The sequence below is a fragment of the Allobosea sp. MMO-172 genome (assembly GCF_037147855.1).
Lineage (GTDB): Bacteria > Pseudomonadota > Alphaproteobacteria > Rhizobiales > Beijerinckiaceae > Allobosea.
Genome location: NZ_JBBCUM010000008.1, coordinates 87147 through 111044, shown reverse-complemented (window position 1 = coordinate 111044; position 23898 = coordinate 87147). Strand labels below are relative to the sequence as shown.

The window sequence follows — 23898 nt, the reverse complement described above, 5'->3', positions numbered from 1 at the left end:
AGGATCACGCCTGTGAAGCGGCAGCCGCCAGGATCTTGACCGAACCGCCGGCCTTCTCGATCGCAGCGACGGCCGACTTGGACGCGCCCGCGACTTCGAAAGCAAGCTTGGTCTTGAGCTCGCCGACGCCCAGAATCTTGACGCCGTCCTTGGCCTGGCGGGTGATGACACCGGCGGCGACGAGCGCCTCGATGGTCACAGTGCCCTTGGCATCGAGCTTGCCGGCTTCCACCGCCTGCTGGATGCGACCGAGGTTCACCTCGTTCAGATCCTTGGCGAAGAGGTTATTGAAGCCGCGCTTCGGCAGGCGACGATACAGCGGCATCTGGCCGCCTTCGAAGCCCTTGATGGCGACGCCGGCGCGCGAGGTCTGACCCTTCACGCCGCGACCACCGGTCTTGCCCTTGCCGGAGCCAATGCCACGGCCGACGCGGATGCGCTGCTTCAGAGCGCCTTCGTTGTCACGGATTTCATTGAGTTTCATGTGGCGCCCTCCTCACTTCGCGTCGACGACGCGGACGAGGTGCTTGACCTTCTCGACCATGCCACGCACCGCGGGGGTGTCCTGGAGGGTCGAGCGGCGGCGGATCTTGTTCAGGCCGAGACCGATGAGGGTCTGGCGCTGGGTGGCCTCGCGGCGGATCGGCGAACCGATCTGCTCGATGGTGAAGGTCTTCTCAGCCTTTGCCATGATTCCCCCCTCACGCTTCCGCGGCCGCATCCGTGCCGGCATCGCGGCGACGGGTCTGCAGGGCCGAAACCTTGAGCGAGCGACGAGCCGCGACCGAGCGCGGGCTGTCCTCGTTCTTCAGCGCGTCGAAGGTGGCGCGCACGAGGTTGTACGGGTTGGAGGAGCCGAGCGACTTCGACACGACGTCCTGCATGCCGACCGCCTCGAAGACGGCGCGCATCGGGCCGCCGGCGATGATGCCGGTACCAGCGGGAGCTGCGCGCAGCACGACCTTGCCGGCGCCGTGGCGGCCCTGCACGTCGTGATGGAGGGTACGACCCTCGCGCAGCGGGATACGGACGAGGCCGCGCTTGGCGGCTTCAGTCGCCTTGCGGATCGCCTCGGGAACTTCACGAGCCTTGCCGTGGCCGAAGCCGACGCGGCCCTTCTGGTCGCCGACGACGACGAGCGCGGCGAAGCCGAAGCGACGACCACCCTTCACCACCTTGGCGACGCGGTTGATGTGGACGAGCTTGTCCACGAATTCGGAAACTTCCGTTTCCCGATCTTTACGCTCACGCGGCTCTCTAGCCATGTGTCTGTCCTCTTACTTGCGCGGACGAGGATCGAAGCCCCGCCGCTCGCTCGAGCCTAACCCCGTGCGTCATTGCGCGGGGAAGCCAGTAAACAGGTTTCGCCCGGCCAGCGCGTGACGCCGGGCCGGGCGAAACCCGATAACCTCAGAAGCTGAGGCCGCCCTCGCGGGCTGCATCGGCCAGCGCCTTGACGCGGCCATGGTACATGTACGGGCCGCGGTCGAAGACCACATCCGTCACGCCGGCCTTGACCGCGCGCTCGGCAACGATCTTGCCGATCTGGGTGGCGGCCTCGACATTCGCGCCGGACTTGATCTGGTCGCGCACGTCCTTGTCGCGCGACGAGGCGGAAGCGAGGGTAACCCCGTTCACATCGTCGATGACCTGGGCGTAGATCTGCTTGCCGGTGCGGTGCACGGACAGGCGCGGGCGACCATTGGCAACCGCCTTGATCGCGCGGCGGACGCGGGCCTTGCGGCGCGCAGTCACATCGTTCTGCTTGCTCATGGCTGGCGTCCTTACTTCTTCTTGCCTTCCTTGCGGAAGATGAACTCGCCGGCGTACTTGACGCCCTTGCCCTTGTAGGGCTCGGGGCCACGATAGTCGCGGATCTCCGCGGCAGTCTGGCCGACGACCTGCTTGTCGATGCCGGTGACGACGATTTCCGTCGGCTTCGGCGTCACGATCGCGACGCCGGCCGGGATTTCGTAGTCGATGTCGTGGCTGTAGCCGAGCGACAGCTTCAGCACCTTGCCAGCGACGGCGGCCTTGTAGCCGACGCCGTTGATCTCGAGGCGCTTCTCGAAGCCGGCGGTAGTGCCGATCACGAGGTTGTTGATGCGGGCACGCGAGGTGCCCCAGAGCGCACGGGCGCGCTTGGACTGCGAACGCGGCTGAACCGCGATCGCGCCGTTCTCCATGGCGACCGAGACGTCCTCGGGAACCTCGAAGGAGAGCTCGCCCTTGGAGCCCTTGATCTTGACGAGCTGACCGGTGACCGAGGCAGTGACGCCCGCGGGAACCGAAACCGGCTTCTTACCGATACGAGACATTTGGATTTCTCCTGAAAATGAGCGGGGCGCCTGTAAGGTCAGAAGACCTTGCAGAGCACTTCGCCGCCCACGTTCTGCTCGCGGGCCACATGATCGGCCATCACGCCACGCGGGGTCGAGACGATCGTCACGCCAAGGCCATCGGCCACGCGCGGCATGGTCTCGACCGACGAGTAAACGCGGCGGCCGGGCTTCGAAACACGCGAGATCGACCGGATGACCGGCTGACCCTCGTGATACTTCAGCTCGATGTCGAACTCGGTCCGGCCGTTGCCGAACTCGGTCTGGCTGTAGCCGCGGATGTAGCCCTCGGACTGCAGCACGTCGAGCACGCGGGCGCGCAGCTTCGAGCCCGGGGTGGAAACGCGGGACTTGCGACGCATCTGCGCATTGCGGATGCGGGTCAGCATATCGCCGAGCGGATCAATGATTGCCATTGTTCCAGTCCTCCTTACCAGCTCGATTTCACGAGGCCGGGAACCAGCCCCTTGTTACCGAGCTCACGCAGCGCGACACGCGACATCTTGAGCTTGCGATAGAACGCGCGCGGACGACCCGTCACTTCGCAGCGGTTGCGAATGCGGATCTTGGCCGAGTTGCGCGGCAGTTCGGCCAGCTTCAGGCGGGCGAGGAAACGCTCGTCCATGGGCTGGTTGTCGTCATTGGCGATCGCGAGAAGGCGAGCCCGGCGGCCGGCGAATTTCTTCACCAGCTTCCTGCGGCGCTCGTTGTTCTCGACGGAGCTTTTCTTAGCCATCGATCTCTCCTGGTTTCCGCGTATGAACGCTTAGGTTCACTGCCGGAACGGGAAGTTGAAGTGCTTGAGCAGAGCGCGCGCTTCGTCGTCCGACTTAGCAGTCGTGCAGACGATCACGTCCATGCCCCAGACCTGGTCGACCTTGTCGTAGTTGATCTCGGGGAACACGATGTGCTCCTTGATCCCGAGCGCGAAGTTACCGCGCCCGTCGAACGACTTGGGGTTGAGGCCCCGGAAGTCGCGCACGCGCGGCAAGGCGATGGTGACGAGCCGGTCGACGAACTCGAACATCTTGGTCTTGCGCAGCGTGACCTTGCAGCCAACAGCCATGTTCTCGCGCAGCTTGAAGCCGGCGATGGCGAGGCGGGACTTGGTGATGACCGGCTTCTGGCCAGCGATCATGGCGAGGTCGCCGGCGGCGTTGTCGACCTTCTTGCGGTCGGCAGTCGCTTCACCAACGCCCATGTTGATGACGATCTTCTCGATCGTCGGCACTTCCATGACGTTCTTGTAGCCGAATTCGGCGATCATCGCGGGACGAACGACGTCCTCGTAATGCTTCTTCATGCGCGGCGAGAGAGCCGCCTGCTGAGCCTCAGCCATCGATCAGATCCCCCGAACGCTTGGCGAAACGAACCTTGCGGCCGTCTTCGAGCACCTTGAAACCGACGCGGGTGGCCTTGCCATCCTTCGGATCGGCGATGGCGATGTTCGACAGGTCGATGGTGGCCTCTTTCGAGATGATGCCACCCTCGGACGTCTGCGACTGCTTGGTGTGCCGCTTGACCAGGTTGACACCACGCACGACGGCGCGGGCATCCTTCGGCAGGACCTGCAGAACTTCGCCCGACTTGCCCTTGTCGCGACCAGCGAGCACGACGACCTTGTCGCCCTTCTTGATCTTAGCAGCCATCACAGCACCTCCGGCGCCAGCGAGATGATCTTCATGTGGTTCTTGGCGCGCAGCTCGCGCGGAACCGGTCCGAAGATACGCGTGCCGACCGGCTCCTTCTGGTTGTTGATCAGCACGGCCGCATTGCGGTCGAAGCGAATCACCGAACCATCCTGGCGCTTGACGTCCTTGGCGGTGCGAACGACGACCGCCTTCATGACGTCGCCCTTCTTCACGCGACCGCGCGGAATGGCTTCCTTGATCGAAACGACGATGATGTCGCCAATACGGGCATAGCGCCGCTTCGACCCGCCGAGAACCTTGATGCACATCACGCGACGCGCGCCGGAATTGTCGGCGACGTCGAGATTCGTCTGCACCTGGATCATGGCCTTGATCCTTCCAATCTGTGTATCAGCGCGGTTTCCCGGACCGCATCAGCGCCGACCGGGACTACGACTGACGGGGGTCGATCGCCCCCTGGCCTCAAACAAAACACGATCCGCAAAAGTGGTTTCCACCTTTGCGGAGAAACATGTCCGGCTTCTTTCCTGCCCCGCCCTGCCCCTGATTCGGGGCCGGGCGAAGCCGTCTCGAATCACGCCTTGGGGGCGTCCTCGAGCACAACCCAGCTTTTCAGCTTGGAAATCGGCTTGGACTCCTCGATCCAAACCGTGTCGCCGACCTTGAACGAACCCGCCTCGTCATGGGCGTGATAGTTCTTCGTGCGGCGCACCGTCTTCTTGAGCAGCGGGTGCGTATAACGCCGCTCGACCTTGACCACAACAGTTTTGTTCTGCTTGTCGCTGACGACGACGCCCTGCAGTACGCGCTTAGGCATTATTCTCTCCTCACGCGCTCGCCGCGACGGTCTTCGACCGCTGCAGCGTCTTGATGCGGGCGATGTCCTTGCGCACTTCAGTGACGCGCGCGGTGTTCTCGAGCTGCCCGGTGGCCTTCTGGAAGCGCAGGTTGAACTGCTCCTTCTTGAGCTTCAGGAGCTCGTCCTGGAGCTGGTCCGTGCTCATGGCCTTCAGGTCGGACTGACGCTGTGTAATTTTCATCTTGCCCTCCCTCACTCGGCAATGCGCTGGATGAAGCGCGTCTTGATCGGCAGCTTGGCGGCACCGAGACGGAGCGCCTCGCGGGCGATCTCCTCGGACACGCCGTCGAGCTCGAACATGATCCGGCCAGGCTTGACCTTGGCCGCCCAGAACTCGGGCGAACCCTTGCCCTTACCCATGCGGACTTCGGTCGGCTTCTTGGAAACCGGCACGTCGGGGAACACGCGGATCCAGACACGGCCAACGCGCTTCATGGCGCGGGTGATCGCGCGGCGGGCCGCCTCGATCTGCCGGGCGGTGACGCGCTCGGGCTCCTGGGCCTTCAGGCCGAACTGGCCGAAGTTGAGGTCCGTGCCGCCCTTGGCGACGCCGGAGATGCGTCCCTTGAACTGCTTGCGGAACTTGGTGCGTTTTGGTTGCAGCATGGCTCTTCTCGATCAGCCTTACGCAGCCTGCTCGCGACGATCGCGATCGCGGTGATCACGGTCACGACCGCCAGAGCGGCCGCCCTCGTCGGAGAGGCGCTTGTCCTGGGCCATCGGGTCGTGTTCCAGGATCTCGCCCTTGAAGATCCAGACCTTGATGCCGCACGTCCCGTAGGTCGTGAAAGCGGTGGCGACGCCGTAATCGACGTCGGCGCGCAGCGTATGCAGCGGCACGCGGCCCTCACGGTACCATTCGAGGCGGGCGATCTCGGCGCCGCCGAGACGGCCCGAGCAGTTGATGCGGATGCCCTCGGCGCCCAGACGCATCGCCGACTGAACGGCGCGCTTCATGGCGCGACGGAAAGCGACGCGGCGCTCGAGCTGCTGGGCGATCGAGTCGGCGACGAGCGTCGCGTCGATCTCGGGCTTGCGCACCTCGACGATGTTGATCGTCACGTCGGCCTTGGTGAGCTTCGAGACTTCCTTGCGGAGCTTCTCGATGTCGGCACCCTTCTTGCCGATCACCACGCCCGGACGAGCCGAGTGGATGGTGACGCGGCACTTCCGGTGCGGGCGCTCGATGATGATCTTCGAGACAGCGGCCTGTTTCAGCAGCTTCATGAGCGCGGCGCGGATGGCCATGTCTTCATGCAGCAGCTTGCCGTACTCGCCCTTGTTGGCGAACCAACGCGAGTCCCAGGTGCGGTTGATGCCGAGGCGAAGGCCGATCGGATTGATTTTCTGACCCATCGTTCTCTCCTCAGGCCTTCGCAGCCTGCACTTCGCGCACCACGATCGTGATGTTCGAGAACGGCTTCAGGATACGGGCGCCACGGCCGCGGGCGCGGGCATGGAAGCGCTTCATGACGAGCGCCTTGCCGACGAAGGCCTGTGCCACGACGAGATCGTCGACATCGAGATCATGGTTGTTCTCGGCGTTGGCGATCGCGCTCTGGAGGCACTTGCGCACGTCGAGCGAGATCCGCTTGCGCGAGAACTCGAGATCGGCGAGCGCAGTCGCGACCTTCTTGCCACGGATCAGCTGAGCGACGAGGTTCAGCTTCTGCGGCGAGACGCGAAGGTTGCGAGCGATCGCAGTGGCTTCGTTCTCGGGCAGCGCACGGGGGGCGGATGCTTTACCCATGGCTTACTTCCTCTTCGCCTTCTTGTCGGCGGCGTGGCCGTGGAAGGTGCGGGTCGGCGAGAACTCGCCGAACTTGTGCCCCACCATCTCCTCGGACACGGACACCGGCACATGCTTATGGCCGTTGTAGACGCCGAACGTCAGACCGACGAACTGCGGCAGGATCGTGGAGCGACGGCTCCAGATCTTGATAACTTCATTACGAGCCGAGGTCCTGGCGACCTCGGCCTTCTTCAGGAGGTATCCGTCGACGAACGGACCTTTCCAAAGCGAACGCGCCATGACGGACCTCAGTTCTTCTTCTTGCGGGCGTGACGGCTCGACACGATGAACGTATCGGTCCGCTTGTTCGAGCGGGTCTTCTTACCCTTGGTCGGCAGACCCCAGGGCGTGACCGGATGACGGCCACCCGAGGTCCGGCCTTCACCACCGCCGTGCGGATGGTCAACCGGGTTCATCGAGACGCCGCGGTTATGCGGACGGCGGCCGAGCCAGCGCGAGCGACCAGCCTTACCGTCGTTCCGGTTCATGTGATCCGGGTTCGAGACGGCGCCGACCGTAGCATAGCACAGGCCCGAGATCAGGCGCTGCTCGCCCGAGTTCAGGCGGACGATGACGTAGCCCTGGTCGCGACCGACGATCTGGGCGTAGTTGCCGGCCGAACGGGCCAGGGCGCCGCCCTTGCCGATCTTCAGCTCGACATTGTGCACGATCGTGCCGATCGGCAGCGCGCCCATCGGAGCCGCGTTGCCGGGCTTTACGTCGACCGAGTCACCCGCGAGGACCGTGTCGCCGACAGCCAGGCGCTGCGGCGCCAGGATGTAGGAGAGCTCGCCGTCCTGATACTTGATCAGGGCGATGAAGGCCGTGCGGTTCGGATCGTACTCGATCCGCTCGACGGTCGCCGGAATACCGGCCTTGCCGCGACGCTTGAAGTCGATGAGACGCAGCGTGCGCTTGTGGCCACCGCCGCGGAAGCGGACGGTGATGCGGCCGAGGTTGTTACGGCCGCCCGAGGAGCTCTTGCCCTCGGTCAGCACCTTGACCGGCTTGCCCTTGTAGAGCTCGCTGCGGTCGACGATCACGAGCTGGCGAAGGCTCGGCGTGATCGGCTTGAAGTTCTTCAAAGCCATGATGATTTCCTCACAGGCCCGTGGTCACGTCGATGGAGTGGCCCTCTTCGAGGGTCACGACCGCCTTCTTGACGTCCGAACGCTGGCCGGGACGGCCACGGAACATCTTGACCTTGCCCTCGGTGACGATCGTGTTGACGCTCTTGACCTTGACGTCGAAGAGCTTCTCGATCGCCGCCTTGATCTGCGGCTTCGTTGCGGTCTTGGCAACCTTGAAGACGACCTTGTTATGCTCCGAGAGCATCGTCGCCTTCTCGGTGATGACCGGCGCCACGATCACATCGTAGTGGCGCGGGTCGAGGTTCTTGGCGGACTGGCTCATTTGAAGCGCGCCTCCAGCGCATCGACGGCCGCGCGCGTCAGGACAAGCTTGTCGCGACGCAGGATGTCGTAAACGTTGATGCCCTGAACCGGCAGCACGTCGACATTCGGGATCGAGCGAGCGGCCAGGCCGAAATTGGTATCGATCTCGGCGCCGCCGATGATCAGCGCGCTCGACAGGTCGAGCTTGCCGAAATGGCCGAGCAGCACCTTGGTCTTCGGCTCGGAGAGCTTGGCATCGTCGATCACGATGATGCCGGCATCCTTGGCCTTGGCCGAGAGAGCGTGACGCAGAGCCAGTGCACGGACCTTCTTGGGAAGGTCGTGGCCGTGGTCGCGCAGGACCGGGCCGAAGGCCTTGCCGCCGCCGCGGAACTGCGGAGCCGAAGCCGCGCCGTGGCGAGCGCCGCCGGTGCCCTTCTGCTTGTAGATCTTCTTGCGGGTGCGATCGACTTCCGAGCGGCCCTTGGACTTGTGGGTCCCGGCGCGGCGCTTGGCGAGCTGATAGCGGACCATGCGGGCAAGCAGATCGGCGCGCGGCTCAAGGCCGAACACCTCATCCGACAGCTCGACCGAACCGGCCGACTTGCCTTCAAGAGTGGTGATATCGAATTTCATCACGCGTTCTCCTCAGCCTGGGCCGCAGGAGCCTCTTCCGCCTTGCCCTCGCCGGAAACCTTGAACTTGCCCGGCAGCGGCGCATCCTTCGGCAGGGCGCGCTTGACGGCGTCACGAACGTGGATCCAGCCGCCGGCGACGCCAGGAACGGCGCCCTCGACGAGGATCAGGCCGCGCTCGGCGTCCGTCTGGACGACGCGCAGGTTCTGCGTGGTGACGCGCTCGGCGCCGAGATGGCCCGGCATCTTCTTGTTCTTGAAGGTCTTGCCCGGGTCCTGACGGCCACCGGTCGAACCGATCGAGCGATGCGAGACCGACACGCCGTGCGTGGCGCGCAGACCGCCGAAGTTCCAGCGCTTCATACCGCCGGCGAAACCCTTACCGGTGGTGGTGCCGGAGACATCGACGAACTGGCCGACGACGAAGTGGTCCGCGGTCAGCTCGGCGCCGACGGGGATCAGCGCGTCATTGCTGACGCGGAACTCGACCACCTTGCGCTTCGGCTCGACCTTGGCGACCGCGAAATGACCGCGCTCAGCCTTCGAGACATTCTTCACCTTCGCCTGGCCGGAGCCCAGCTGCACGGCCACATAGCCGTTCTTCTCGATCGTGCGATGCGCGACGACCTGGCAGTTGTCGAGCTTCAGCACGGTGACCGGGATGTGCTCGCCGGCATCCGTGAAGATGCGGGTCATCCCGACTTTCTGTGCAATCACACCGGAACGCATCGGTGCATACCTTCCTTTGGGGTCATGTCCATCCGGGTTCGCCGGAAACAGAGGACCCGTTTAATCGGATCAGAGCTTGATTTCGACGTCGACGCCGGCGGCGAGATCGAGCTTCATGAGGGCGTCGACCGTCTGGGGGGTCGGGTCGACGATGTCGAGAACCCGCTTGTGGGTCCGCATCTCGAACTGCTCGCGCGACTTCTTGTCGATGTGGGGCGAGCGGTTGACGGTGAACTTCTCGATGAGCGTGGGCAGCGGAATCGGTCCGCGGACCTGGGCGCCCGTCCGCTTCGCGGTCGACACGATCTCGCGCGTCGAAGCGTCGAGGATGCGGTGGTCGAACGCCTTGAGGCGGATCCGAATGTTCTGACCGTTCATGGTCTTAGTTCTCCGTGACGTGAGAAAAGGCAAAGGCCCCGAAGGGCCCTTGCCCCTCACGCAAACGCGTTACGCGATGATGCTGGCGACGACGCCGGCGCCGACGGTGCGACCGCCTTCGCGGATGGCGAAGCGCAGCTTCTCTTCCATCGCGATCGGGGCGATCAGCGTCACCTCCATCGAGATGTTGTCGCCCGGCATCACCATCTCCGTGCCTTCCGGCAGCGAGACCACGCCGGTCACGTCCGTCGTGCGGAAGTAGAACTGCGGGCGGTAGTTGGTGAAGAACGGCGTGTGACGGCCACCCTCTTCCTTCGTCAGAATGTAGGCCTCGGCCTTGAACTTCGTGTGCGGCTTCACCGAGCCCGGCTTGCACAGCACCTGGCCGCGCTCGACGTCCTCACGCTTCGTGCCGCGCAGCAGCGCGCCGATGTTGTCGCCGGCCTGGCCCTGGTCCAGCAGCTTGCGGAACATCTCGACGCCCGTGACGGTCGTCTTCACCGTGTCCTTCAGGCCGACGATCTCGATTTCCTCGCCGACCTTGACGATGCCGCGCTCGACGCGGCCGGTCACAACCGTGCCACGGCCCGAGATCGAGAACACGTCTTCGACCGGCATCAGGAACGGCTGGTCGATCGGACGCTCCGGCTGCGGGATGTACTCGTCCACCGTCTTCATCAGCGCGACGACCGCGTCATGGCCGATCGCCTTGTCGCCGTTGTCCAGCGCGACCTTGGCCGAGCCCTTGGTGATCGGGATGTCGTCGCCGGGGAAGTCGTACTTCGAGAGGAGCTCGCGGATCTCCATCTCGACGAGCTCGAGCAGCTCGGCGTCGTCGACCAGGTCGACCTTGTTCATGAACACCACCAGCGCGGGAACGCCGACCTGGCGCGCCAGCAGGATGTGCTCGCGGGTCTGCGGCATCGGGCCGTCGGCAGCCGACACAACCAGGATCGCGCCGTCCATCTGCGCCGCGCCCGTGATCATGTTCTTCACGTAGTCGGCGTGGCCGGGGCAGTCGACGTGGGCATAGTGGCGGTTCGCCGTCTCGTACTCGACGTGAGCGGTCGAGATCGTGATGCCGCGCGCCTTCTCTTCCGGGGCCTTGTCGATCTGGTCATACGCCGTGAACGAAGCGCCGCCCGTCTCGGCCAGAACCTTCGTGATCGCAGCCGTCAAAGACGTCTTGCCATGGTCAACGTGACCAATCGTTCCAATGTTGCAGTGCGGCTTGTTCCGCGAAAACTTCTCTTTGGCCATCGTAGCCTCCGTCAGATCTTGTTCAAATGGTCAGTCGGTTCGGTGCGGGGTTCAGGCGTACTTGGCCTGGACCTCGGCGGCCACCGCCGACGGCACCTGCTCATAGTGGTCGAACTGCATCGTGTAGTTGGCACGGCCCTGCGAGAACGAGCGAAGCTGGTTCACGTAGCCGAACATGTTCGCCAGCGGAACCATCGCGTTGATCACGACGGCGTTGCCGCGCATGTCCTGGCCCTGGATCTGGCCACGACGCGAGTTCAGGTCGCCGATGACCGAGCCGGTGTAGTCTTCCGGGGTCACGACCTCGACCTTCATGATCGGCTCGAGCAGGACGGAGCCGCCCTTCTGCAGACCCTCGCGGAGCGCCGCACGGGAGGCGATTTCGAAGGCCAGGGCCGACGAGTCGACTTCGTGGAAGGCGCCGTCGATCAGCGAGACCTTGACGTCGACCACCGGGAAGCCGGCGAGCACGCCGGAGCCGATGACCGAGTTCAGGCCCTTTTCGACGCCCGGGATGTACTCCTTCGGCACCGCGCCGCCGACGATCTTCGACTCAAACTCGAAGCCCTTGCCGGTCTCGTTCGGCTCGATGACGAGCTTGACGCGAGCGAACTGGCCCGTACCGCCGGTCTGCTTCTTGTGGGTGTAGTCGACCTCGGCCTTCTTGGTCAGCGTCTCGCGATACGCAACCTGCGGCGCGCCGATATTGGCGTCGACCTTGTAGGTGCGCTTCAGGATGTCGACCTTGATGTCGAGATGCAGCTCGCCCATGCCCTTCAGGATGGTCTGGCCGCTCTCCTGGTCGGTCGACACGCGGAAGGACGGATCCTCGTTCGCGAGCTTCGACAGGGCGAGGCCCAGCTTCTCCTGGTCGGCCTTGGACTTCGGCTCGATCGCGATCGTGATGACCGGCTCGGGGAACTCCATGCGCTCAAGGATGACCGCGTTGGTCGGGTCGCAGAGCGTGTCGCCGGTGCGGACGTCCTTGAGGCCGGCCAGGGCGACGATGTCGCCGGCATAAGCCTCCTTGATGTCCTCGCGGTTGTTCGCATGCATCAGGAGCATGCGACCGACGCGCTCCTTCTTGTCGCGGGTCGAGTTGATGACGCCCTGGCCAGCTTCGACCTTGCCCGAATAGATGCGGCAGAAGGTGATGGTGCCGACGAAGGGGTCGTCCATGATCTTGAACGCGAGCATCGCGAACGGATCGGAGTCGGTCGGGTTGCGAGTGGTCGGCTCTTCGGTCTTGAAGTCGATGCCTTCGACCGCGCCGCGATCCACCGGCGACGGCAGATAGTCGACGACGGCGTCGAGCAGCGGCTGCACGCCCTTGTTCTTGAAGGACGAACCGCAGAGGACCGGATGGAACGCGCGGCGCTGCACGGCGGTGCGCACCAGGCGACGCAGGGTGTCGGCGTCCGGCTCGTTACCTTCGAGGTAAGCCTCCATCGCGGCGTCGTCCATCTCGACGGCGGCCTCGACGAGCTTCGAGCGATACTCAGCAGCCTTGTCGGCGAGATCGGCCGGGATGTCCTGCTCTTCGAACGAAGCGCCGAGCGCCTCGCCATTCCAGACGATCGCCTTCATCTTCACGAGGTCGACGACGCCCGCGAAGTTGGACTCCGAACCGATCGGGATCTGCAGGCAGACGGGCTTGCCGGCGACGCGGTCGATGATGTCCTGGACGCAGCGATAGAAATCGGCGCCGATCTTGTCCATCTTGTTGACGAACACGACGCGCGGAACGTCGTACTTGTCGGCCTGGCGCCAGACGGTCTCGGTCTGGGGCTCGACGCCCTGGTTGCCGTCGAGAACGCAGACGGCGCCGTCGAGCACGCGCAGCGAACGCTCGACTTCGATGGTGAAGTCGACGTGGCCGGGGGTGTCGATGATGTTCAGGCGGTTGTCGCGCCAGAAGCAGGTCGTCGCAGCCGAGGTGATCGTGATGCCACGCTCCTGCTCCTGCGTCATCCAGTCCATGGTGGCGGCGCCGTCATGGACTTCGCCGATCTTATGGGACTTGCCGGTGTAGTAGAGGATGCGCTCGGTCGTCGTCGTCTTGCCGGCATCAATGTGGGCCATGATGCCGAAGTTGCGATAACGGTCGATGGGATGGGAACGGGCCATGATCGTGCTCTATGTCTCGGGTCAGCGCGCCGCTTACCAGCGGTAGTGCGAGAAGGCGCGGTTGGCTTCCGCCATCCGGTGCGTGTCTTCGCGCTTCTTGACGGCGTTGCCGCGGTTGTTGGCGGCATCCATCAGCTCAGCCGACAGGCGCTCCACCATGGTCTTGTCGTTGCGGCCGCGAGCGGCAGCGATCAGCCAGCGGATCGCCAGCGCCTGACGACGCTCGGTGCGAACCTCGACCGGAACCTGATAGGTCGCGCCGCCGACGCGACGCGAACGGACCTCGATCGCCGGAGCGACGTTCTCGAGCGCCGACTTGAAGACGCCGAGCGGCTCGCTCTTGGTCTTCGCCTCGATGATGTCGAAGGCACCGTAGACGATCCGCTCGGCGGTCGACTTCTTACCTTCGTACATGACCGAGTTCATGAACTTGGTCACGACGATATCGCCGAACTTCGGGTCCGGGATAACTTCGCGCTTTTCGGCACTATGGCGGCGGGACATCGTCTAGTCTCCGTAAATCTTCAACGCGGCGAACCGGCTCAGGCAGGTCGCCCGGCCGGTCGGGCCGAAATTACTTGGGACGCTTCGCGCCGTACTTCGAACGGCGCTGCTTGCGGTTCTTGACGCCCTGCGTGTCGAGCACACCGCGCAGGATGTGATAGCGCACGCCGGGAAGGTCCTTCACGCGGCCGCCACGGATCATGACGACAGAGTGCTCCTGGAGGTTGTGACCCTCGCCGGGGATGTAGCCGATCACCTCGAAGCCGTTGGTCAGGCGAACCTTCGCAACCTTGCGGAGCGCCGAGTTCGGCTTCTTCGGGGTCGTCGTATAGACGCGCGTGCAAACGCCGCGCTTCTGCGGGCAATTCTCAAGCGCCGGGGCGGTGTTACGCGCCTTCACGGGCGACCGCGACTTGCGGATGAGCTGGCTGATTGTCGGCATTCTGGCCTCTCGCCCCACTGAGCGTTTGGAAATTCCTGGTCAATCTCCCAGGCCGAGCAAAGCCATGACATAAACGAAGCCGCGCCATCGGCGCCCTTTCAGGGGCCTCAGGCGCGTTCGCCAGCAGAGGAACACGGAAAACCCGCGTTCATGCATCCTGCCATGTCGTCAATCGACGCTGGAATTCCGACGGAGTTTCGGTCGCGAGACTCGCTTGCGAACCATGCACAAGCGACAAACGTGTCCGACAGCCGTCGACAGTGGCGCGCTTATGACTCACGCGGAGATTCGCGTCAACCCCGGATTCAGGTTTGAGGCGCGTTTCGGCCCGCATTTCCGCCAATCGCTGGGCGAATGACGTCTTCGAGCCCTGCGCGACCGAAGGCCGTGCGCCGGTCGACAGCATAGCGAGCCGAACCGGGGCGTACAGCTCCCTTCGATCCCGAGCGTCACACCATCCCCAGAACAGAATCATCCGGTCGTGGGGTCGTCCGGCGAGCTTGCCACCCCGCCCTATCGGGCCGCCATGCGGGCGAGCAGGGCCGAGAGCTCGCTCTGCCGGGCCGCGCGGCGCCAGGCTGCAAGCTCATACGGACGGCAAGGAATGCCGCCCAAGAAAGCAAAACGGCCGCCCGAAGGCGGCCGTTCCGTAACATCTGGCTTTCGTCGGGCTGCTTACTCGGCAGCCGGGAGGACCGCGGCGGCTGCCTTGGCGGCCTTGGCCGCCGCATCCGCCTTCTGGCCGACGATGAGATCGTCGCGACGCGTGGCCACCTGCTTGATGCGGGCAACCTGGGCGCCGGTGCCGGCCGGGATGAGCGAGCCGACGATGACGTTCTCCTTGAGGCCTTCGAGCATGTCCGACTTGCCGTTGACCGCCGCCTCGGTGAGGACGCGAGTGGTCTCCTGGAAGGACGCCGCCGAGATGAAGGAGCGGGTCTGCAGCGAGGCCTTGGTGATGCCGAGCAGGACCGGAACGCCGGATGCCGGCTTCTTGCCCTCTTCGCGCAGCTTCGCGTTGACCTCTTCCAGCTCGATCCGATCGACCTGATCGCCGGTCAGGATGTCGCTGTCGCCGGACTCGGTGATCTCGACCTTCTGCAGCATCTGCCGGACGATGACCTCGATGTGCTTATCGTTGATGGTCACGCCCTGGAGGCGATAGACCTCCTGGATTTCGTTGACCAGATAAGCTGCCAGCTCCTCGACGCCCTTGATCGCAAGGATGTCGTGCGGGGCCGGGTTGCCGTCGAGGATATAGTCGCCGACCTCCACGACATCGCCTTCCTGGAGATGGATGTGCTTGCCCTTCGGGATCAGGTACTCGACCCCGTCGGAACCGTCATGCGGCGTCAGCGTGACGCGACGCTTGTTCTTGTAATCCTTGCCGAAGCCGATGACGCCCGACTTCTCGGCAATGATCGCCGCATCCTTCGGACGACGCGCCTCGAACAGCTCCGCGACGCGCGGCAGACCGCCGGTGATGTCGCGGGTCTTGGCCGAGTCGGTCGAGACACGGGCGAGCACGTCGCCGGCCTTGATCGCATGGCCCGGCTCCACCGAGATGATGCCGTCGACCGGCAGGATGTAGCGGGCTTCGCCACCGCGGGCGAGCTTCGCGACCTTCCCGTCGGGGCCCTGGATCACCATCGCCGGCTTGAGATCGGCCGTGCGGGCCGAACCGCGCCAGTCGATGACGACGCGCTTCGAGATGCCGGTCGCCTCGTCGGTCGTCTCGGTGATCGACATGCCGTCCACGAGGTCCTCGTAGCCGACCTTGCCGTCCACTTCCGCGAGGATCGGGCGGGAATAGGGGTCCCACTCGATCAGACGCTGGCCGCGCTTGACCTTGTCGCCCTCGTCTACGCGCAGCTTGGAGCCGAACTGGACGCGATGGACCGCGCGCTCGGCGCCGTCCGGACCGACGATCACGATGGCGATGTTGCGCGCCATGGCGATGAGGTCGCCGTCCGAGTTCCGCGCGACGTTGCGGTTGCGCATCTTGACCGTGCCTTCGAAGTTCGACTCGACGAAGGACTGGTCGGCGATGGTGGCCGCGCCGCCGATGTGGAAGGTACGCATGGTGAGCTGCGTGCCCGGCTCGCCGATCGACTGCGCCGCGATGACGCCGACGGCCTCGCCCATGTTGACGGGCGTGCCGCGAGCGAGGTCGCGACCATAGCAGGTGGCGCAGACGCCGTTCTTGGTCTCACAGGTGAGAACCGAACGGATCTTCACCTCCTGGACGCCGGCGGCGTTGATCCTGGCGATGTCGCTCTCTTCGATCACGACGCCCTTGGCGACGAGCACATTGCCATCGACATCGACGACGTCCTCGGCCGCAGCGCGACCCAGGATGCGCATGCCGAGCGAAGCGACGACCTGGCCGGCATCGACGATGGCGCGCATCTTGATGCCGTTATCCGAGCCGCAATCCACCTCGGAGATGATCGCGTCCTGCGCCACGTCGACGAGACGGCGGGTGAGATAGCCGGAGTTGGCCGTCTTGAGTGCCGTGTCGGCGAGACCCTTGCGGGCGCCGTGGGTCGAGTTGAAGTACTCGAGAACGTCTAGGCCTTCCTTGAAGTTCGAGATGATCGGGCTCTCGATGATCTCGCCCGACGGCTTGGCCATCAGGCCGCGCATGGCGGCGAGCTGGCGCATCTGCGCCGGCGAACCACGGGCGCCCGAGTGCGACATCATGTAGATCGAGTTGATCTGCTTGTCGCGGCCGGTCTCGTCCTTCTGGACGGTCGAGATGCGGGCCATCATCTCCTGGGCGAGCTTGTCGGAGCACTTCGCCCAAGCGTCGACGACCTTGTTGTACTTCTCGCCCTGGGTGATCAGGCCGTCCTGGTACTGCTGCTCGTAATCCTTGGCGAGCGCGCGGGTCGTGTCGACGATCTGCCACTTGTTCTCCGGCACGACCATGTCGTCCTTGCCGAAGGAGATGCCGGCCTTGAACGCGTGGCGGAAGCCGAGCGCCATGACGCGGTCGCAGAAGATCACCGATTCCTTCTGACCGCAGCCGCGATATACGGCGTCGATCATTCCGGAGATCTCCTTCTTGGTCATCAGCTTGTTGACGACGTCGAAGGACACAGCCGGGTGCTCCGGCAGCGCGGTCGAGAGGATCACGCGACCCGGCGTGGTGTCGTAGATCTTGGTGTACGGCTTGCCGTCATGGCCGATGCCGGTCCAGCGGTATTTGATCTTCGAATGCAGCGTCACGACCTTCTCGTGCAGCGCGTATTCGAGCTCGCCGAAATCACCGAAGATCTTGCCCTGGCCCGGCTCGCCATCCGAGATGATCGAGAGGTAGTAGAGGCCGAGCACGATGTCCTGCGACGGCACGATGATCGGCATGCCGTTCGCCGGGTGCAGGATGTTGTTGGTCGACATCATCAGCACGCGCGCTTCCAGCTGCGCCTCGAGCGACAGCGGGACGTGCACGGCCATCTGGTCGCCGTCGAAGTCCGCGTTGAAGGCGGCGCAGACCAGCGGGTGCAGCTGGATCGCCTTGCCCTCGATCAGCACGGGCTCGAAGGCCTGGATGCCGAGGCGGTGCAGCGTCGGGGCGCGGTTCAGCATCACCGGATGCTCGCGGATGACCTCGTCCAGGATATCCCAGACCTCCGGCTTCTCCTTCTCGACGAGCTTCTTGGCCTGCTTGACCGTGGTCGAGTAGCCCTTGGCGTCGAGGCGCGCATAGATGAACGGCTTGAACAGCTCCAGCGCCATCTTCTTCGGCAGGCCGCACTGATGCAGCTTCATCTCCGGGCCGACGACGATGACCGAACGGCCCGAGTAGTCGACGCGCTTGCCGAGCAGGTTCTGGCGGAAGCGGCCCTGCTTGCCCTTCAGCATGTCGGCGAGCGACTTCAGCGGGCGCTTGTTGGCACCCGTGATGACGCGGCCGCGGCGGCCGTTGTCGAACAGGGCGTCGACGGACTCCTGCAGCATCCGCTTCTCGTTGCGGATGATGATGTCCGGCGCGCGCAGCTCGATGAGGCGCTTCAGGCGGTTGTTGCGGTTGATGACGCGGCGATAGAGGTCGTTCAGGTCCGAGGTCGCGAAGCGGCCGCCATCGAGCGGAACGAGCGGGCGCAGATCCGGCGGGATGACCGGGATCTGGGTCATCACCATCCATTCCGGCTTGTTGCCCGACTCCTGGAAGGCCTCGATGATCTTGAGGCGCTTCATCAGCTTCTTGGGCTTCAGCTCCGACGTCGTCGTCGCGATCTCATGCTTGAGATCGGCGTTGATCTGGTCGAGGTCGAGCGCGCGCAGCATCTCGCGGATGGCTTCCGCGCCGATCATGGCGGTGAAGGTGTCCGCGCCGTACTCTTCCTGAGCCCGGACATACTCTTCTTCCGACAGCAGCTGACGGTCCTTGAGCGGGGTGAGGCCCGGCTCGATGACGACATAGCTTTCGAAATAGAGGATGCGCTCCAGGTCCTTGAGCGGCATATCCATCAGGAGGCCGATGCGCGAGGGCAGCGACTTCAGGAACCAGATATGCGCAACCGGGGCGGCCAGCTCGATATGGCCCATGCGCTCGCGCCGGACGCGGGCGAGCGTGACTTCCACGCCGCACTTCTCGCAGATGACGCCCTTGAACTTCATGCGCTTGTACTTGCCGCACAGGCACTCGTAGTCCTTGATCGGCCCGAAGATGCGCGCGCAGAACAGGCCGTCACGCTCCGGCTTGAACGTGCGGTAGTTGATGGTCTCCGGCTTTTTGATCTCGCCATAGGACCAGGACAGGATCTTCTCCGGGCTCGCGATCGAAATCTTGATCGCGTCGAAGGCCTGCTGGACCGGCTGCTGGCCGAAAAGGTTCATGACCTCTTGCTTCATCGCCTGTCTCCTCTAGCCGGCGGGGACGAAGGCCACCCTGCCCGGCTTCTGAAATCCGTGGCCGGCGGCATCAGCGCCGCCGGCATGTACCCAAGGTTTGGTTAACGACTCACTCGGCCGCTTCGGCCGGCGGCAACTCGCCCGGCTTCACCTTGTTGTTGATCAGCTCGACGTTGAGGCCGAGCGAGCGCATTTCCTTGACGAGAACGTTGAAGCTCTCGGGGATGCCCGCCTCGAAGTTGTCCTCGCCGCGCACGATCGACTCGTAGACCTTGGTGCGGCCCGCGACGTCGTCCGACTTCACCGTCAGCATTTCCTGCAGGGTGTAGGCGGCGCCATAGGCTTCGAGCGCCCAGACCTCCATTTCGCCGAAGCGCTGGCCGCCGAACTGCGCCTTGCCGCCCAGCGGCTGCTGGGTGACGAGCGAGTACGGACCGATCGAACGGGCGTGGATCTTGTCGTCGACCAGGTGGTGCAGCTTGAGCATGTAGATGTAGCCCATCGTCACCTTGCGGTCGAAAGGCTCACCCGTGCGGCCGTCATAGAGGGTCGACTGACCAGACGAATGCAGGCCGGCCTGCTCCAGGAGCCGCTCGATATCGGCCTCCTTGGCGCCGTTGAACACCGGGGTCGCGACGGGAACGCCGCGGCGCAGGTTCTGGCCCATCTCGACGAGCTCGTTCTCGTCCATCGAGGCGATGATCTCGTTATCCTCGTAGACGGCATCGAACTCGGCCTTCAGCGCCTTGAAGTCGTTGGACTTCTTGTAGGCGTCGAGAGCCTTCGAGATCTGCTTGCCGAGACCGGCCGCAGCCCAACCCAGATGGGTCTCCAGGATCTGACCGACATTCATGCGCGAGGGCACGCCGAGCGGGTTCAGCACGATGTCGGCGTGGGTGCCGTCCTCGAGGAACGGCATGTCCTCCACCGGCACGATGCGCGAGACCACGCCCTTGTTGCCGTGACGGCCGGCCATCTTGTCGCCCGGCTGGATCTTGCGCTTCACCGCGACGAAGACCTTGACCATCTTCATCACGCCCGGAGGCAGCTCGTCGCCACGCTGCAGCTTCTCGACCTTGTCGAGGAAGCGCTGCTCAAGGCGCTTCTTCGACTCGTCGTACTGCTTCCGCATCGCCTCGATCTCGGTCATCAGCGCGTCTTCGGCGGTCGCGAACAGCCACCACTGCGAGCGCGGGAACTCGCTCATCACCTCGCGGGTGATGAGCGTGTCCTTCTTGAAGCCCTTCGGGCCGGCAAGGCCGGTCTTGCCGGTCAGGATCTCGGCCAGACGCGCGAAGGTGTTACGGTCCAGGATCGCCTGCTCGTCGTCACGGTCCTTGGCGAGACGCTCGATCTCCTCGCGCTCGATCGCCTGGGCGCGCTCGTCCTTGTCGACGCCATGGCGGTTGAACACGCGGACCTCGACGATCGTGCCCTGCACGCCCGGGGGAACGCGCAGCGAGGTGTCGCGCACGTCCGAAGCCTTTTCGCCGAAGATGGCGCGCAGCAGCTTCTCTTCCGGGGTCATCGGGCTCTCGCCCTTCGGCGTGATCTTGCCGACGAGGATGTCGCCCGCCGCCACTTCAGCGCCGATATAGACGATGCCGGCTTCGTCTAGGTTCTTCAGCGCCTCTTCCGAAACGTTCGGAATGTCGCGCGTGATTTCCTCCGGGCCGAGCTTGGTGTCGCGGGCCATGACCTCGAACTCCTCGATATGGATCGAGGTGAAGACGTCCTGGGCCACGATGTTCTCGGAGAGAAGGATCGAGTCCTCGAAGTTGTAACCGTTCCACGGCATGAACGCGACGAGCACGTTGCGGCCGAGCGCGAGCTCGCCGAACTCCGTCGACGGGCCGTCGGCGACGATGTCGCCCTTCTTGACGATGTCACCGACGCGGACCAGCGGACGCTGCGTGATGCAGGTCGACTGGTTGGAGCGCTGGAACTTCTGCAGGCGGTAGATGTCGACGCCGGGCTTGGTCGGGTCCATCTCGTCCGAAGCGCGGATAACGATACGGGTCGCGTCGACCTGGTCGACGATACCGCCGCGGCGGGCCGCGATCGCAGCGCCCGAGTCACGGGCGACGACGGCTTCCATGCCGGTGCCGACGAAGGGCGCGTCGGCGCGAACCAGCGGCACCGCCTGGCGCTGCATGTTCGAGCCCATCAGCGCGCGGTTCGCGTCGTCGTTCTCAAGGAACGGGATCAGCGCCGCGGCGACCGAGACGAGCTGCTTCGGCGACACGTCCTGGAAGTCGACCTTGTCGACCGGGGTGACGATGACTTCGCCGGCGCGGCGGCAGACGATCAGGTCGTCCGTCAGGCGGCCTTCGGCGTCGACGGCGGCATTCGCCTGGGCGACATTGTACTTCGCCTCTTCCATCGCCGAGAGATAGATCACCTCGTTCGTGACCTTGCCGTCACGGATGCGGCGATACGGGCTCTCGATGAAGCCATACTTGTTCACCCGCGCGAAGGTGGCGAGCGAGTTGATCAGACCGATATTCGGACCTTCCGGCGTCTCGATCGGGCAGATGCGGCCGTAGTGGGTCGGGTGCACGTCGCGCACCTCGAAGCCGGCGCGCTCGCGGGTCAGGCCGCCCGGGCCAAGCGCCGAGAGACGGCGCTTGTGGGTGACTTCCGAGAGCGGGTTGGTCTGGTCCATGAACTGCGAGAGCTGCGACGAGCCGAAGAACTCGCGCACGGCGGCAGCCGCCGGCTTCGCGTTGATCAGGTCCTGCGGCATGACCGTGTCGATATCGACCGAGGACATGCGCTCCTTGATGGCGCGCTCCATGCGGAGCAGGCCCAGGCGGTACTGGTTCTCCATGAGCTCGCCGACCGAGCGCACGCGGCGGTTGCCGAGATGGTCGATGTCGTCGATCTCGCCCTTGCCGTCGCGCAGGTCGACCAGCGCCTTGACGACCGCGAAGATGTCTTCCTTGCGCAGGATGCGCACGGTGTCCTCGGCATCGAGGTCGAGGCGCATGTTCATCTTGACGCGGCCCACGGCCGAGAGGTCGTAGCGCTCGGCATCGAAGAACAGCGACTGGAACATGTTCTCAGCCGTCTCGAGGGTCGGCGGCTCGCCCGGACGCATCACGCGGTAGATGTCGAACAGGGCTTCCTCGCGGCGCGAGTTCTTGTCGACGTTCAGCGTGTTGCGGATGTAGGGGCCGACCGTGATGTGGTCGATGTCGAGCACCGGGATCTCGTCGAAGCCTTCGTCGACGAGCTGCTTCAGCAGCTTCTCGGTGATCTCCTCGCCGGCCTCGGCATAGACCTCGCCCGTCGCCGGGTTGACCAGGTCCTCGGCGATGTACTGGGTGTACAGGTCCTCGTCCTGCGCGCGCAGGAACTTCAGGCCCTTCTCGGCCAGCTGGCGGGCGGTGCGGGCGACGAGCTTCTTGCCGGCCTCGACCACGACCTCGCCGGTATCGGCGTCGATCAGGTCCTCGGAGGCCTTGAAGCCCTTCATGCGCTCCGCGTCGTAGGGAACGCGCCAGCCCTTGGCGTCCTTGGCGTAGGTGATGTGGTTGTAGAAGCGGTTGAGGATCTCCTCGCCGTCCATGCCGAGCGCGAACAGCAGCGAGGTGACCGGGATCTTACGCTTCCGGTCGATACGGGCATAGACGATGTCCTTGGCGTCGAACTCGATGTCGAGCCAGGAACCGCGATAGGGGATGATGCGCGCGGCGAAGAGCAGCTTGCCCGAGGAATGGGTCTTGCCCTTGTCGTGGTCGAAGAACACGCCCGGCGAACGGTGCATCTGCGAGACGATGACGCGCTCGGTGCCGTTGACGATGAAGGTGCCGTTGTCGGTCATGAGCGGCATGTCGCCCATGTAGACATCCTGCTCCTTGATGTCCTTGACCGACTTGGCCTGGGTGTCCGGATCGATATCGAACACGATCAGGCGCAGCGTCACCTTGAGCGGCGCGGAGAAGGTCATGCCGCGCTGGCGGCACTCGTCGACGTCGTATTTCGGCGGCTCGAAGGTGTACTTCACGAACTCCAGCAGCGAGGCGCCGGAGAAATCGCCGATCGGGAAGACGGACTTGAAGACGGACTGCAGACCCTCGTCGGCGCGGCCGCCCTTGGGCTCGTCGACCATCAGGAACTGGTCGTAGGACGCCTTCTGAACCTCGATGAGGTTCGGCATCTCCGCCACTTCCTTGAGCTTGCCGAAGAACTTGCGGACGCGCCTGCGACCCTGGAGCGAATTGACCATGTTGTTCCTCGCGTTCTTCGGGCCCGGCGGAGAACGCCATGCCCAACCTTGACACATCCGCGCAGATTCATCTGTCGATGAACCGCTGTTGCAGACGGCTGACCCGGAGGTCCTGCAGAGCCGGCGGCAAGGCCGCCGGGTCAGCCGTTCGAGGCAAATCGCACGATCTGCCTCATCGATTCGCCGCGCCTTTCGGAAACGACGCAACAGCCCCGGAGGCTTGAATGCCCCGGGACTGTCGATAGTGACTACGGTCGGACCGGCATCAGCCGGCCCAAGCTCACTTGAGCTCGACCTTGGCGCCGACGGCCTCGAGCTGCTTCTTGAGCTTCTCGGCCTCGTCCTTGGCAACGCCTTCCTTGAGCGGCTTCGGAGCGCCTTCGACGAGGTCCTTGGCTTCCTTCAGGCCCAGGCCGGTGATGGCGCGGACTTCCTTGATCACCTCGATCTTCTTGTCGCCGGCGGCGGCAAGAACGACGGTGAACTCGGTCTGCTCTTCAGCAGCGGCGGCAGCGCCACCACCAGCAGCCGGACCAGCCGCAACGGCGACGGCGGCGGCGGCGGAAACGCCCCACTTCTCTTCGAGCATCTTGGCGAGGTCAGCAGCCTCGAGAACGGTGAGCGACGACAGTTCGTCGACGAGCTTGGCGAGATCGGCCATGTTTAACTTCCTGTCTTAAGAGGTTCGAACGATAA

The 23898-nt window shown here is 64.4% G+C and carries 28 protein-coding genes; all 28 read right to left on the bottom strand.

Annotated elements, in window-relative coordinates:
• Positions 1 to 4: 4 nt before the first annotated feature.
• A complete protein-coding gene (gene rplO / locus WFK61_RS13875; protein WP_257732001.1) occupies positions 5 to 484 on the bottom strand; it encodes a 50S ribosomal protein L15 in 480 nt (159 codons plus the stop codon).
• Positions 485 to 496: 12 nt separating this feature from the next.
• Positions 497 to 691 carry a 50S ribosomal protein L30 gene (gene rpmD / locus WFK61_RS13870; RefSeq protein WP_061967372.1) on the bottom strand — a complete coding sequence of 65 codons (195 nt, stop codon included), beginning with the start codon at positions 689 to 691 and terminating at the stop codon, positions 497 to 499.
• Positions 692 to 701: 10 nt separating this feature from the next.
• A complete protein-coding gene (rpsE, locus tag WFK61_RS13865; protein ID WP_047582054.1) occupies positions 702 to 1265 on the bottom strand; it encodes a 30S ribosomal protein S5 in 564 nt (187 codons plus the stop codon).
• A gap of 145 nt (positions 1266 to 1410) precedes the next feature.
• On the bottom strand, positions 1411 to 1773 hold the full coding sequence (gene rplR, locus WFK61_RS13860; protein ID WP_336812540.1) for a 50S ribosomal protein L18: 363 nt from the start codon (positions 1771 to 1773) through the stop codon (positions 1411 to 1413).
• Positions 1774 to 1784: 11 nt separating this feature from the next.
• The gene (gene rplF / locus WFK61_RS13855) at positions 1785 to 2318 is read right to left on the bottom strand and encodes a 50S ribosomal protein L6 (protein WP_336812538.1); all 534 of its coding nucleotides are present in this window, start codon (positions 2316 to 2318) and stop codon (positions 1785 to 1787) included.
• 38 nt (positions 2319 to 2356) lie between these two features.
• Positions 2357 to 2755, bottom strand: a complete 399-nt coding sequence (rpsH, locus tag WFK61_RS13850) for a 30S ribosomal protein S8 (RefSeq protein ID WP_047582049.1) — start codon at positions 2753 to 2755, stop codon at positions 2357 to 2359.
• A gap of 14 nt (positions 2756 to 2769) precedes the next feature.
• Positions 2770 to 3075 carry a 30S ribosomal protein S14 gene (gene rpsN / locus WFK61_RS13845; RefSeq protein ID WP_199085556.1) on the bottom strand — a complete coding sequence of 102 codons (306 nt, stop codon included), beginning with the start codon at positions 3073 to 3075 and terminating at the stop codon, positions 2770 to 2772.
• 36 nt (positions 3076 to 3111) lie between these two features.
• Complete coding sequence (gene rplE, locus WFK61_RS13840; protein WP_199085555.1) at positions 3112 to 3678, bottom strand: 50S ribosomal protein L5; 567 nt, start codon at positions 3676 to 3678, stop codon at positions 3112 to 3114.
• Entirely contained in the window at positions 3671 to 3988 is a 318-nt protein-coding gene (gene rplX / locus WFK61_RS13835) for a 50S ribosomal protein L24 (protein WP_336812536.1), read from the bottom strand. Before rplX ends, rplE begins: the two co-directional genes overlap by 8 nt.
• The gene (gene rplN, locus WFK61_RS13830) at positions 3988 to 4356 is read right to left on the bottom strand and encodes a 50S ribosomal protein L14 (protein ID WP_038365406.1); all 369 of its coding nucleotides are present in this window, start codon (positions 4354 to 4356) and stop codon (positions 3988 to 3990) included. Before rplN ends, rplX begins: the two co-directional genes overlap by 1 nt.
• Positions 4357 to 4565: 209 nt before the next feature.
• Positions 4566 to 4808, bottom strand: a complete 243-nt coding sequence (rpsQ, locus tag WFK61_RS13825) for a 30S ribosomal protein S17 (protein WP_199085553.1) — start codon at positions 4806 to 4808, stop codon at positions 4566 to 4568.
• A 10-nt stretch (positions 4809 to 4818) separates the two neighbouring features.
• Complete coding sequence (rpmC, locus tag WFK61_RS13820) at positions 4819 to 5031, bottom strand: 50S ribosomal protein L29 (protein ID WP_047582036.1); 213 nt, start codon at positions 5029 to 5031, stop codon at positions 4819 to 4821.
• Positions 5032 to 5042: 11 nt separating this feature from the next.
• Positions 5043 to 5456 (bottom strand): 50S ribosomal protein L16, encoded by a 414-nt coding sequence (rplP, locus tag WFK61_RS13815; RefSeq protein WP_112581124.1) that lies wholly within the window; start codon positions 5454 to 5456, stop codon positions 5043 to 5045.
• A gap of 18 nt (positions 5457 to 5474) precedes the next feature.
• Positions 5475 to 6206 carry a 30S ribosomal protein S3 gene (rpsC, locus tag WFK61_RS13810; RefSeq protein ID WP_199085552.1) on the bottom strand — a complete coding sequence of 244 codons (732 nt, stop codon included), beginning with the start codon at positions 6204 to 6206 and terminating at the stop codon, positions 5475 to 5477.
• Between the two features lie 10 nt (positions 6207 to 6216).
• On the bottom strand, positions 6217 to 6600 hold the full coding sequence (gene rplV, locus WFK61_RS13805) for a 50S ribosomal protein L22 (protein WP_047582031.1): 384 nt from the start codon (positions 6598 to 6600) through the stop codon (positions 6217 to 6219).
• A 3-nt stretch (positions 6601 to 6603) separates the two neighbouring features.
• Positions 6604 to 6882 (bottom strand): 30S ribosomal protein S19, encoded by a 279-nt coding sequence (gene rpsS, locus WFK61_RS13800; RefSeq protein ID WP_047582029.1) that lies wholly within the window; start codon positions 6880 to 6882, stop codon positions 6604 to 6606.
• 8 nt (positions 6883 to 6890) lie between these two features.
• Positions 6891 to 7733 carry a 50S ribosomal protein L2 gene (rplB, locus tag WFK61_RS13795; protein WP_336812531.1) on the bottom strand — a complete coding sequence of 281 codons (843 nt, stop codon included), beginning with the start codon at positions 7731 to 7733 and terminating at the stop codon, positions 6891 to 6893.
• Positions 7734 to 7743: 10 nt separating this feature from the next.
• Entirely contained in the window at positions 7744 to 8055 is a 312-nt protein-coding gene (locus tag WFK61_RS13790) for a 50S ribosomal protein L23 (RefSeq protein ID WP_047582026.1), read from the bottom strand.
• Positions 8052 to 8672, bottom strand: a complete 621-nt coding sequence (rplD, locus tag WFK61_RS13785) for a 50S ribosomal protein L4 (protein ID WP_257732006.1) — start codon at positions 8670 to 8672, stop codon at positions 8052 to 8054. The genes WFK61_RS13790 and rplD overlap by 4 nt, the downstream gene beginning before the upstream one ends.
• The gene (gene rplC / locus WFK61_RS13780) at positions 8672 to 9400 is read right to left on the bottom strand and encodes a 50S ribosomal protein L3 (RefSeq protein WP_306224000.1); all 729 of its coding nucleotides are present in this window, start codon (positions 9398 to 9400) and stop codon (positions 8672 to 8674) included. The genes rplD and rplC overlap by 1 nt, the downstream gene beginning before the upstream one ends.
• 69 nt (positions 9401 to 9469) lie before the next feature.
• Positions 9470 to 9778 carry a 30S ribosomal protein S10 gene (rpsJ, locus tag WFK61_RS13775; protein WP_043237115.1) on the bottom strand — a complete coding sequence of 103 codons (309 nt, stop codon included), beginning with the start codon at positions 9776 to 9778 and terminating at the stop codon, positions 9470 to 9472.
• Between the two features lie 69 nt (positions 9779 to 9847).
• Entirely contained in the window at positions 9848 to 11038 is a 1191-nt protein-coding gene (gene tuf / locus WFK61_RS13770; RefSeq protein ID WP_336812524.1) for an elongation factor Tu, read from the bottom strand.
• A gap of 51 nt (positions 11039 to 11089) precedes the next feature.
• Positions 11090 to 13165 carry an elongation factor G gene (gene fusA, locus WFK61_RS13765; protein WP_336812522.1) on the bottom strand — a complete coding sequence of 692 codons (2076 nt, stop codon included), beginning with the start codon at positions 13163 to 13165 and terminating at the stop codon, positions 11090 to 11092.
• A gap of 33 nt (positions 13166 to 13198) precedes the next feature.
• Positions 13199 to 13669: a 30S ribosomal protein S7 gene (rpsG, locus tag WFK61_RS13760; protein WP_089175040.1), complete on the bottom strand. Its 471-nt coding sequence runs from the start codon at positions 13667 to 13669 to the stop codon at positions 13199 to 13201.
• A 70-nt stretch (positions 13670 to 13739) separates the two neighbouring features.
• Complete coding sequence (gene rpsL, locus WFK61_RS13755) at positions 13740 to 14111, bottom strand: 30S ribosomal protein S12 (RefSeq protein WP_199085547.1); 372 nt, start codon at positions 14109 to 14111, stop codon at positions 13740 to 13742.
• A 675-nt stretch (positions 14112 to 14786) separates the two neighbouring features.
• The gene (gene rpoC, locus WFK61_RS13750) at positions 14787 to 18971 is read right to left on the bottom strand and encodes a DNA-directed RNA polymerase subunit beta' (RefSeq protein WP_336812517.1); all 4185 of its coding nucleotides are present in this window, start codon (positions 18969 to 18971) and stop codon (positions 14787 to 14789) included.
• A gap of 109 nt (positions 18972 to 19080) precedes the next feature.
• Entirely contained in the window at positions 19081 to 23202 is a 4122-nt protein-coding gene (gene rpoB, locus WFK61_RS13745) for a DNA-directed RNA polymerase subunit beta (RefSeq protein WP_336812515.1), read from the bottom strand.
• A 280-nt stretch (positions 23203 to 23482) separates the two neighbouring features.
• A complete protein-coding gene (gene rplL / locus WFK61_RS13740) occupies positions 23483 to 23863 on the bottom strand; it encodes a 50S ribosomal protein L7/L12 (RefSeq protein WP_336812513.1) in 381 nt (126 codons plus the stop codon).
• Between the last annotated feature and the right edge of the window lie 35 nt (positions 23864 to 23898).